This is a genomic window from Kitasatospora sp. NPDC088346, from assembly GCF_044740765.1.
Taxonomy (GTDB): domain Bacteria; phylum Actinomycetota; class Actinomycetes; order Streptomycetales; family Streptomycetaceae; genus Kitasatospora.
In genome coordinates, this window is record NZ_JBIURH010000034.1 from 1 (window position 1) to 10,951 (window position 10,951).

The following is a 10,951-nucleotide window of genomic DNA, read 5'->3' on the forward strand; positions in this document are numbered from 1 at the left end:
CCCCGGCCCATTCCCCCATTGCCACAAGAAGCAGTCTGGCCCCGCCGCTCACGCGGCGGGGCCAGAACCCAAGATCTTCACGAGCCTTCTAGGGCGCATCTCTTCGCACGCGGCAGGTCCAGTGCGGCAGGATAGGTGACCAACGAGACTCCCTGGCTGGTTGCTTGAGACGTGAGACATCTCGCTCACCGCCCGGGAGCCTCGTTCGTTCTGCCCTCACGCCCACCGGGCCGACGCCACCCGATCGGTGCCCACTTTGAAACGCTCATCCTTTGGTACCGCCGATTGCGAGACCGGGCCGTTTACAGACCCCGGCCTCGGGTGAGGCTCCGCGTGCAGGACGTTCGGATCCGATGACGGTCCGGGGGTGGGGCCGATCGGGCGCCAGGGGGATGGGGCAGGATCAGGGGCAGGCCTTCCAGGCCATGTGATAAACGGTGTTGATGTCCCCGTCGGTGGAGTCCATCGTCATGAAGCTGGTGGTCGTGCTCGAATCCGAGGTGCCCGCGCCGACCCGCAGCTCGGTGTTGATGTTGAAGTTGCGTTCCTCGCCGCAGGGTGCGAATACCAGGGCGTGCAAGTCCACCGAGTCGGTGGCATGCCAGCTGTCGTCGAGCGGCCCGGTGAACTGGTGGTTGCTGGTCGTGGTCTGCGGCGAGCCCTGGAAGTAGTAGCTGGCCTTCTGCGTGCCGACGGCGCCGGGTTCCAGGTGCGCGAAGCCGCGGTAGTCAGTGGAGGCTATGGCGTAGGTGAAGCCCTGCGGGACGTGCATGTTCAGGTTGAGCTGGCAGTTCTTGCGGAAGTCGGTGGGCTTGGAGCCGACGCCCACCTGCGCCAGGTACTGGCTGTAGGTGACGGTGAAGGCCGTGTTGTCGGGGGAGACCGCGATTGCGGCGGTCCCGGCCGGACACCCGGAACCGTTGACGGTGGCCACATTGATCACGATCTTGTCCGGCGGCGGCGGAGTGGTCCAGGGCCCGGTGGGCGATGAGGCGACGGCCCCGGGGGCAGCGAGCAGCGAGGCGGCGGTGGCGCCGATGGTGGCCAGCATGCGAATGATCAAGGCGATGCCTTTCGAGTCTTGGCGCGGCCGCGGGGCAGGTCGGCCCGCACGTTTCTTGTCATGTACATCTCATCACGTGGAGTTGTTCACGTACAGAGGGGGTGGCGACACTCCGCCAGTGGATGGTGACGGAGCGTCGATCATTGGGTGCTGCCAATCTGTCCGGGGCATGGTCGGCTGACGATCCCTCGGCTTGCTCTTGCCCGTCACGGTCACCGCCGCCGGCGTCTTCCGACAACGACGCCGGCAGGCAGCTCCCCGCCCGACTCGCGACGACCCACTCCACGATCACGAAAGGGTGGGGCGACACCGACGGCAGGGCGCAGGTGATCGAGCGCGGAGCGAAGCCGGGCATCGAGGTGGCGTCGTCCCACGAAATGCCCAGGCCAAGGGGCTTCTCGGTCGTACCGCGGCGACGGGTCGTCAAGCGCAGCTCCGGCTGGATCATGCCGTACCGCTGGCTCGCACGTGACTACGAGACCAAACCCTGCTCCGAGAGCATGATCCGCTCGCCGCGACACTGCGGCGGGGGCCGATGGCCTGACGACCTGTTAGCCACAAGAATAAACAAAAACCCACGGATCTACGCACGGATTCTGTGCCGTTTGTTTGTACCGTGGGAAAAGCGACGGGAACCGGCCACCCCCGCACCGGACCGGCGCCCGCCACCGCGATGGCGTCCTTCACTCTGCCCACCTCCGACGATCGCCCTCGCCGGTGCCCGGTGCGGGCCAGTGGTGACACACCATCCACGCCGATGATCTGACCGGTAACTGCTGCTGCATCCGGACGGCTTTCGCCCCGCCTGCCTCCGTGCGAGCTCGCTCACCGGTGCTGCGGCCGGCCGGGCCCGGGGGCGTGCGTGGGGCGAGGCGCTCTGTGGCGGGACGGTCGTGGCAGTGTCACGGGCCCCTGACAGGGCGGGCTCGGTCGGGGCCTGCGGGCTCTTCTCCCACATGTGCCTGTCGGCGAGATCCGGTGTCTTCGACGCCTCTGCGTTCGCGCGCCATACCGACCAGGAGATTTCACCCGACCCATCTGTCGACGACGGGTGGAAACTGGTTCTGGATCACTTTCCGGATGCTGTTGGTGATCTTCACCGATGAGAGTGATGTTGCTGCCTTTCGGCTGATTGAGCCCGGGCTTGTCTGCTGTCCTGGCCCGGAGATCGGGCTGGTCAGAGGGCTGGACTGCGGTGGCGATGGGTTCGTGGTCCGCGCGGGAGATCCCGCCGCTGACCGCGCGGATGGCACGGGCGAGCAATCCTCGGGGCACGGCTGCGATGTGGGTGCGGGATCATCTGGATGGGCTGTTCACGGACGATGACTTCGCCGACTGGTACCCCGCTGACGGACGTCGCGGCCTGTCGCCGGCGCGACTGGCGTTGGTGTCGGTGCTGCAGTACGCGCAGAACCTCACCGACCGTCAGGCAGCCGAGGCCGTCCGGTGTCGTCTGGACTGGAAACTACTGCCTGGGGCTGGAGTTGGATGATCCGGGCTTCGATTTCTCGGTGCTCAGCGAGTTCCGTGACCGGATGGCCGAGGGCGATCGGGCGGACCGGTTGCTGACGGTGATGGTGGAACGGCTGGCGGAGGCGGGGCTGGTCAAACGACGTGGGCGACAGCGGACCGACTCCACCCACGTCCTGGCGGCGGTGCGGCGCCTGGACCGGATCGAGCTGGTCGGCGAGACCCTGCGCGCGGCCCTGGAGGAACTGGCCGCAGCGGACGAGAACTGGGTATCCGCCCTGATGACGGACGAGTGGGCCCGGCGTTACGGCGGGCCAGTCCGCTACGACCGACTGCCCAAGGAGACGAGCGAGCGCAAGCAGTACGCGCTCACGGTCGGTGCGGACGGCATGTGCCTGTTCCAAGCCCTCCTCGCTCCTGGCACCCCAGCCCGGCTCCGGTGGCTGCCCAAGGTCGAGGTGATGCGGCAGGTCTGGGTCCAGCAGTACTGGTACGACGAACACGGTGGTCTGTGCTGGCGCGGGCCCACGCAGACCCGCGACCGGCTGGGCCGACGTCACAGTCCTCGGCGCTCGACGTCCGCGGAGGCATCCGACGGTCGGCCCGACCTCGCCTCCGCCCGGGTGCCGTGGTCGTCGGTGCAGATCGTCTCACCCCACGATCCGCAGGCCCGCTTTAGCCACAAGCCCGGCAAGGCCGAGTGGGTCGGCTACAAGGACCACCAGACCGAGACCTGCGACACCGGCCTGCCCAACGTGATCGTGCACGTCGCCACCACGCCGGCACCCGAGCAGGACATCGACGCCCTGGAACGGATCCACTGCGACCTCGCCGCACGCGACCTGGCCCCGGCCGAGCACCTGGTCGACGGCGGATACACCAGCCCCGCCACCACCCACCGGGCCAGGACCGAGTACGGAATCGACCTGGTCGGCCCCGTCCGGCTCCCACCCCGGTCACGGGCACTCCCGGGCTTCGACAAAGAGGACTTCCACCCCAACTGGGAGGAACGAACGCTTACTTGTCCCAACGGCGCCACCAGCCCACCCTGGAAACCGACCCTCGCCGATGGACAGCCACGCCTGTCGGTGCTTTTCCCACGTGCTGTCTGCCGGGCCTGCGACGACCGTCCGAAGTGCACCGGAAACGTCGACGGCAAAGGCCGCCACATCCTGCTCCTGCCACGGCCGCTGCAGGAGATCCAAAACCGCGTCAGGAAAGAGCAGAAGACCAGGGCCTGGCAGGACCGATACGCCATGAGAGCCGGCTGCGAGGCCACTGTCTCCGAGACCGTGCACGCCCATGGCCTGCGCAACTGCCGCTATCGCGGCACAGCGAAGACCCACGTCCAGCACGTTCTCACCGCAGCCGGAACCAACATCATCCGCCTCAGCCAGCACCGCGACGACGGCGGATCAACGGCCCCCAACGAGGCCAGACCACCCGCCTCCAGCACCTGTGCCAGCGACTGAGCGACGGGACTCGAACCCGTCGCTCATGAAGATCACCAACAGCATCCTTTCCGTTTCCGTGCCAGGGCCACGGAGGGTCACCCAGACCGCGATCGTGATCGACTGTGGCCGATGCGGTGTTCGGGGACCTGTGGTTTCCGCGAGTCGATGGTGTTCTGGTCGAAGAGCTCCTGGTAGAAGCGGAGTTGGTGGTGCTGCGGGTCCGATCCGCGATCCTGGGGGTGGCGTGCCCGGACTGCGGGTCCGTTTCGAGTCGGGTGCACAGCGCCGCGCCGGGAGACCCCCTCCTGCCTCCCGGTGCGGCGCGGTTCTGGGTCGGCCGTTAGTCAGCCAGCGGGAGGTAGACCCGGTTGCCGTTGGCCGCGAACTCCTCGGACTTGGCCTTCATGCCAGCTTCGGCCTCATCGTCGCTGGCCACGGCCATGTCGTCGCCGTAGGTGTCCATGATGCTTTTGCTGATCTTCATCGAGCAGAACTTCGGGCCGCACATGGAGCAGAAGTGCGCCGTCTTGGCGGGCTCCGCGGGGAGGGTCTCGTCGTGGAAGTCGCGGGCCGTCTCCGGGTCGAGGGCCAGGTTGAACTGGTCCTCCCAGCGGAACTCGAAGCGGGCGTCGGAGAGGGCGTCGTCCCACTCCTGGGCGCCGGGGTGGCCCTTGGCCAGGTCCGCCGCGTGGGCGGCGATCTTGTAGGTGATGACGCCGGTCTTCACGTCGTCCCGGTTGGGCAGGCCGAGGTGTTCCTTGGGGGTGACGTAGCAGAGCATCGCGGTGCCCCACCAGGCGATCATCGCCGCGCCGATGCCCGAGGTGATGTGGTCGTAGCCGGGCGCGACGTCGGTGGTGAGCGGGCCGAGGGTGTAGAACGGGGCCTCGTCGCAGATCTCCCGCTGGAGGTCCATGTTCTCGCGGATCTTGTTCATCGGGACGTGGCCCGGGCCCTCGATCATCACCTGGACGTTGCGGTCCCGGGCGATCCGGCCGAGCTCGCCGAGCGTCTGGAGCTCGGAGAACTGGGCGTCGTCGTTGGCGTCCGCGATGGAGCCGGGCCGCAGGCCGTCGCCGAGCGAGAAGGTGACGTCGTAGGCGGCGAGGATGTCGCAGAGTTCCTCGAAGTTGGTGTAGAGGAAGTTCTCCTGGTGGTGCGCCAGGCACCAGGCCGCCATGATCGAGCCGCCGCGCGAGACGATGCCGGTCTTGCGGCGGGCGGTGAGCGGGACGTACCGCAGCAGCACGCCGGCGTGGACGGTCATGTAGTCGACGCCCTGCTCGCACTGCTCGACGACGGTGTCGCGGTAGACCTCCCAGCTGAGGTCCTCGGCCTTGCCGTCGACCTTCTCCAGGGCCTGGTAGAGCGGCACGGTGCCGATCGGCACGGGGGAGTTGCGCAGGATCCACTCGCGGGTGGTGTGGATGTTGCGGCCGGTGGAGAGGTCCATGACGGTGTCGGCGCCCCAGCGGGTGGCCCAGGTCATCTTCTCCACCTCCTCCTCGATGGAGGAGGTGACCGCGGAGTTGCCGATGTTCGCGTTGATCTTCACCAGGAAGTTGGTGCCGATGATGGCCGGCTCCACCTCGGGGTGGTTCACGTTGACCGGGATGACGGCGCGGCCGCGGGCCACCTCGTCGCGCACGAAGTCCGGCTCCAGCCCCTCGCGCAGGGCCACGAACTCCATCTCGGGGGTGATCACGCCCTGCCTGGCGTACGCGAGTTGGGTGACCGCGGCGCCGGCGCGGCCGCGCAGCGGGCGGCGCGGCCGTCCGGGGAAGACCGCGTCGAGGTTGCGGAGGTTCCCGCCGCGCGGCGCGGTGTGCTTGATCCCGTCGTCCTCGGGGCGGGCCTCGCGGCCGTCGTACTCCTCGACGTCGCCGCGCTGGCGGATCCACGCGTCGCGCAGCGCCGGCAGGCCGCGGCGCACGTCGGGCTGGTAGTCCGCGTCGGTGTACGGGCCGGAGGTGTCGTAGAGCGGGACGGTGCGGCCGTTGGTGAGGTGGACCTCGCGGTACGGGACCCGCAGGTCGGGCCGGGACCCTTCCAGGTAGGCCTTGCGCCAGGCCGGGGTCGGGTAGCCGGTGGCGGCGCTGCTGACCGGGGCGGCCGTGCCGCGGGCAGACTTCTGCTGTGCATCAAAGACGGTCATCTGACCTTCTACTCCCTACGCCGGCATTATCCGGTCCAGGTTCCTGCGGTCGGCGCAGCGGTCGGCACGTCCTCGACGTGACCGTTCAGCGCCCTCTCAGCCCGGTGCTCCGAGCTCCCGTGTCCGCAGACGGTTTGCCTGCGTAAGACGTCCAACACCGTAGCGGGCCGGTCCGCCCAGGTCCAGACGGGTTCCGGACAGCGGACCGGGTGGCAGACTGGCCGGATGGTGGGGCTGACGGGGCGGGTGACGGGCAGGGTCGGGGCCGGCCTGGTCGGCGAGGTGCTGATCCAGGTGCCCGAGCGGCAGGGGGCGGAGGCGTTCCTCGCCCACCTCGCGGTACCGGGCGAGCCGTTGGCGCCGGGGACGCGGGTGGTGGTGTTGGAGTACCAGCCGCCGCGCACGGTCTACGTCGCGCCGGCGTACGGCTGACACCTCGGCGCGTTCGACCGTCTTGACGCAATCTTGACGCCCCTGATGCGCTTTCAGGACACCTGAGGCTTCCCAAAGGATCACGGCAGGCGAAGAATCTGCTGCTGCCACCGCGTTCCGCGCCGTCCTGCACATCAGAGCGCAGCCACGGAGCCGGTGCGCTCCGAAGGGGGAAAGCCGATGCTCATCGGCATCGCGGGGGCCGTGGCGGCCTCCATCGTCGTTCTGATCGTGCTGTTCAAACTGATGTGGCGGGTGGCGGAGCCGAACGAGGCGCTGGTCATCTCGGGCTCGACGCACCGCACCGAGGGTCTCGCCGACGGGCTGGGATTCCGGATCGTCACCGGCCGGGGCACCTTCGTGGTGCCGGGCGTGCAGGTGGTGCGCAAGCTGTCGCTGGATCTGAACGAGGCCGAGCTGGACGTCGAGTGCGTGACGTCGCAGGGTATTCCGGTGCACGTCAAGGGTGTTGTGATCTTCAAGGTGGGCGACGACACGGTGTCGATCGCCAATGCCGCCCGGCGTTTCCTGGACCAGCAGAAGATGATGGGCCAGCGGGTGCACAACGTGTTCGCGGGCCATCTGCGGTCGATCGTCGGCGGGTTGACCGTGGAGGACATGATCCGGGACCGGGAGCGGCTGACCGGGGAGACCAGGGCCGCGTCCGGTTCCGAGATGGAGAAGCTCGGCCTGATCATCGACTCGCTGCAGATCCAGGAGATCCTGGACCCGACCGGGTACATCACCAACCTGGCCGCCCCGCACGCGGCCGCCGTCCAGCGGGACGCCCGGATCGCGGCCGCCGAGGCGGACCGCCGGGCCACCGAGGCGGAGCAGGAGGCGTTCGCCCGCAAGGCCGAGGCGACCCGCAACTCCGGTATCCAGCAAGCCGGTTACCAGGCCGAGATGGAGACCGCGACGGCCCGGGCGATGCAGGCGGGACCGCTGGCGCAGGCCGCCGCCCGGCAGGAGGTCGTGGTCCAGGAGACCAAGGTCGCCGAGCTGGAGGCGCACCGCAAGGAGCAGCAGCTGCAGGCGGACGTCCGCAAGCCGGCCGACGCCCGTGCGTACGAGACCAGGACGAAGGCCGAGGCGGACCGTGACGCCCGGATCTCGGCGGCCGAGGCCCTGGCGCGGGAGACCGAGCTGAAGGCGGGCGCCGAGGCGAACCGGGTGAAGGTGGCGGCCACCGCGGAGGCCGAGGCGACCAGGGCCCGCGGTCTGGCGGCGGCCGAGGCGACCAAGGCGACCGGCCTGGCGGAGGCGGCCTCCGCGGAGGCGAGGGGCCTGGCGCAGGCGGAGGCGGCCCGGGCCCTCGGTCTGGCCGAGGCGGAGGCCATCAAGGCCCGGGCGGCGGCCCTCGCGGAGAACCAGGAAGCCGTCGTGGCGCAGCAGTTGGCCGAGAACTGGCCGGAGATCGTACGGGCCGGCGCGGAGGCCTTCGGCAACGTCGAGCACATGGTGCTGCTGAACGGCGCGGACGGGATGTCGGACATGTTCGCCAAGGCGCTGACCATGGGCGGCACCGGGCTGGGCCTGGCCCGGCAGCTGCTGGGCGCCATGAACGCGCCCAAGGCCCCGGCCGACGGCCGGCAGCCGACCGACGGGAAGCCCGCCGCCGGGAAGCCGGCCGACGGTAAGCCGGTCAGCCTGCCGATCCCGGTGCAGGAGGCCTGACGCGGGAGCGCCCGCCCGTCGGGGTGACGGGCGGGCGCGGCGCGGGGCGGGCCGGCCGGCTGGGCGGGCCGGGCGAGGCGGTCAGACGGTCTCGGCGGTGACCCGCTCGGCCATCCGCTCCGCGAAGACGTTGCCGACCAGGACACCGAGGCCGATCGCCGCGACCAGCAGGACGGTGCCCAGCCAGACCATGGTCTCCACCGGCACGGTGTAGGCCAGCACCACCTTGGCCGCGCACTCGGTGACCAGCACGGCGCCCCAGGCCAGCGAGAAGTTGCGCTCGTCGCGGCGGAAAGCGGCCGAGCCGGCCATCAGCCGGTCCCAGGCGGCGGACCGGGCGGCGTCGCCCTTGACCAGGAAGGGCCGCAGGCCGGCCGTCATCAACGGGCGGCCGAGCAGCGCGGTGACGATCATCGAGCCGCCGATCACGCTGCTGATCGCGCCGTCCTTGGCGACCATCAGCCGCGGGTCGCCGGCGACGGCGGACAGCGCGATGCCGGCCACGTTCACCACCAGCATCACCAGGGCCAGGCTGTTGACCGAACGGTCCCGGAGCAGCCCGGCGACGGTGCGCACGACCGGGACGGCGCTGGAGACGGTCAGCGAGGCGACCAGCCCCAGGCCGAACAGCGAGTGCGCCGCGTAGTAGACGCCGAGCGGCACCGCCACGTCGACGGCCAGCGGCCGGAGGGCGGCGGCCGCGCCGGAGGTGTTCTGCTCGGTCTTCGCGCTGGTGGTGATGGTGGCCATGGTCCCGTTCCCCGTTCGTCCCGGTCGCTCTCTGCGATGTCTCAAGTCTCGTTTCCGGCCGGGGTCCTGCGGCAGTGTCGACTGTGCGGGAAAGCGCATGACGGATGTCATGACCGGGGTCGGTCGCCCGTCACTGATGAGTACGGGTACTCAGGTCCGCCACCGCCGTGACCGGCCAGGATGTCGGCCATGGACCTCCACATACCGCGGGTCGGCATCACTGCCGTGGGCGCGTGCCTGCCCGAACGGGTGCTGACCTCGCAGCAGCTCCAGGACGAGGTGGCGGGCGGCAGCGGCCTCCAGCTGCCGGACGGGATGTTCGAGAAGGCCACCGGCATCCGGACCCGGCGGTTCGCCGCCGACGGCGAGTACGCCTCCACGCTGGCCCTGGGCGCGGCCCGCCGGGCGCTGGCCGGCGCGGGGCTCGACCCACTGGACGTCGACCTGCTGCTGTTCGCCTCGGCCACCCGGGACGTCTGCGAGCCCGCCACGGCCCACCTGGTGCAGGCCGAACTCGGCTCCCGGGCACACGCGTTCGACGTCTCCAACGCCTGCAACAGCTTCCTGAACGGCATCGACACCGCCCGCGCGATGATCCTGGCCGGCCGGGCCCGCCGGGCCCTCGTGGTGACCGGCGAGACGCCCAGCCGGGCGATGCGGCGCGACCCGGGCGGCCTGGCCGAGTTCCGCGCGGGCTTCGCCGGCTACACCTTCGGCGACGCGGGTGCGGCCGTGGTCGTGGAGCCGGTGCGGCGCGGCGGCATCCTGGACGTCGAGACCGAGACCGCCTCCGAGCACTGGGAGGTCGGCGGCATCCCGGGCGGCGGCTCGCGGCATCCGCGCGGGGACCAGTACAGCTACTTCCGGGGCGGCGGCAAGGAGTTGCGCGGCGTCTTCGAGAAGATCGGCGGCGACATCCTGACCCGGGTGGCGGCCCGGACCGGCCTCGGCTGGGACGCGTACGCCCGGGTGCTGGTGCACCAGGTGACGCTGCCGTACCTGGAGCGCTTCGTGGAGCTGACCGGCGTGCCGGCCGAGAAGCTGGTGGTCACCGTCGACGGCCTGGGCAACCTGGCCAGCGCCACGCTGGGCGTCCAGCTGGAGCGGATCCGGCCGGAGCTGGCGCCGGGCGACCGGGTGCTGCTGGTCGGGCTCGGCGGCGGGGTCAGCCTGATGACGATGGTCTGGGAGGTGTCGTGACCGAGCTGTGGGTGGTGATCCCGGCCTACCAGGAGGAGGCCAGGATCGGGGGCGCGCTGCGGGCGCTGGCGGCCCAGCGGGACCGGGACTTCACGCTGCTGGTGGTCGACAACGGCTCCGCCGACGGCACCGTGGCGGCGGTCCGGGCCTTCGCCGAACGGGCCCCGTTCCCGGTCCTGGTCCTGGTCGAACCGGAGAAGGGCGTCGGGTGCGCCGTCGACACCGGCTTCCGGTACGCCATCGCGCACGGCGCCGCCCTCCTGGCCCGCACCGACGCCGACTGCCTGCCGCAGCCCGGCTGGACGGCCGCGGCCCGGGCCGGGATGCTCGCCTCCGGCGGTCTGGTCTGCGGGCACATCACCGCCCGGCCCGACGAGCACGGCCCGCTCGGCCGCGCCGTCTTCCGGGTCCTGGTCACCCTCGGCGCCGCCTTCGGCCGGATCCGCCCGGCGCACCGCCGCCGGCACGGCTACCTGGTCCCGTACCGGATGCACGCGGGCAACAACATGGCGATCACCGCCGAGCTGTACCGGGCGGTGGGCGGCATGCCCCGCCGCCCGTCGCCGACCGACCGGGCGTTCATCAACGGCGTCCGGCGGCACACCACGGCGATCGTGCACCGCCGGGACATGGTGGTGCAGAACTCCACCCGCCGGATCCGCGCCTACGGCGTGCTCGGCACCGCCCGCTGGTACCTGGAGCGCGGCGCCGGCGCGCGCGGCGTCGACCCCCGCTGAGGAGGCACACCAC

Annotated in this window: 9 protein-coding genes and 1 riboswitch; of the genes, 6 read left to right on the forward strand and 3 right to left on the reverse strand. The window is 70.6% G+C overall.

Features of this window, described 5'->3' with window-relative positions:
- Positions 1-403 precede the first annotated feature (403 nt).
- Positions 404-1,051 carry a DUF4360 domain-containing protein gene (locus ACIOFR_RS30735; RefSeq protein WP_401002562.1) on the reverse strand — a complete coding sequence of 216 codons (648 nt, stop codon included), beginning with the start codon at positions 1,049-1,051 and terminating at the stop codon, positions 404-406.
- A gap of 1,294 nt (positions 1,052-2,345) precedes the next feature.
- Here ACIOFR_RS30735 and ACIOFR_RS30740 point away from each other — a divergent pair.
- Entirely contained in the window at positions 2,346-2,555 is a 210-nt protein-coding gene (locus tag ACIOFR_RS30740) for a transposase (RefSeq protein WP_401002563.1), read from the forward strand.
- A gap of 19 nt (positions 2,556-2,574) precedes the next feature.
- Complete coding sequence (locus ACIOFR_RS30745) at positions 2,575-4,005, forward strand: transposase (protein WP_401002505.1); 1,431 nt, start codon at positions 2,575-2,577, stop codon at positions 4,003-4,005.
- Positions 4,006-4,327: 322 nt separating this feature from the next.
- Here ACIOFR_RS30745 and thiC read toward each other — a convergent pair whose 3' ends face one another.
- Positions 4,328-6,142 (reverse strand): phosphomethylpyrimidine synthase ThiC, encoded by a 1,815-nt coding sequence (gene thiC, locus ACIOFR_RS30750; protein ID WP_401002506.1) that lies wholly within the window; start codon positions 6,140-6,142, stop codon positions 4,328-4,330.
- Positions 6,138-6,273, reverse strand: a riboswitch (TPP riboswitch). (Overlaps the previous gene by 5 nt.)
- Positions 6,274-6,367: 94 nt before the next feature.
- On the opposite strand from thiC, the gene ACIOFR_RS30755 reads away from it, so the two are divergent.
- On the forward strand, positions 6,368-6,574 hold the full coding sequence (locus ACIOFR_RS30755) for a hypothetical protein (RefSeq protein ID WP_401002507.1): 207 nt from the start codon (positions 6,368-6,370) through the stop codon (positions 6,572-6,574).
- A 180-nt stretch (positions 6,575-6,754) separates the two neighbouring features.
- A complete protein-coding gene (locus ACIOFR_RS30760; protein ID WP_401002508.1) occupies positions 6,755-8,251 on the forward strand; it encodes a flotillin family protein in 1,497 nt (498 codons plus the stop codon).
- 81 nt (positions 8,252-8,332) lie between these two features.
- On the opposite strand, the gene ACIOFR_RS30765 is transcribed toward ACIOFR_RS30760, so the two are convergent.
- The gene (locus tag ACIOFR_RS30765; protein WP_401002509.1) at positions 8,333-9,001 is read right to left on the reverse strand and encodes a VC0807 family protein; all 669 of its coding nucleotides are present in this window, start codon (positions 8,999-9,001) and stop codon (positions 8,333-8,335) included.
- Between the two features lie 189 nt (positions 9,002-9,190).
- Between ACIOFR_RS30765 and ACIOFR_RS30770 the strand changes: the two genes are divergently transcribed.
- Together ACIOFR_RS30770 and ACIOFR_RS30775 are read left to right on the forward strand one after the other, a co-directional pair.
- A complete protein-coding gene (locus ACIOFR_RS30770) occupies positions 9,191-10,201 on the forward strand; it encodes a 3-oxoacyl-ACP synthase III family protein (protein WP_401002510.1) in 1,011 nt (336 codons plus the stop codon).
- Entirely contained in the window at positions 10,198-10,938 is a 741-nt protein-coding gene (locus ACIOFR_RS30775) for a glycosyltransferase family 2 protein (protein WP_401002511.1), read from the forward strand. Before ACIOFR_RS30770 ends, ACIOFR_RS30775 begins: the two co-directional genes overlap by 4 nt.
- Positions 10,939-10,951: the final 13 nt, after the last annotated feature.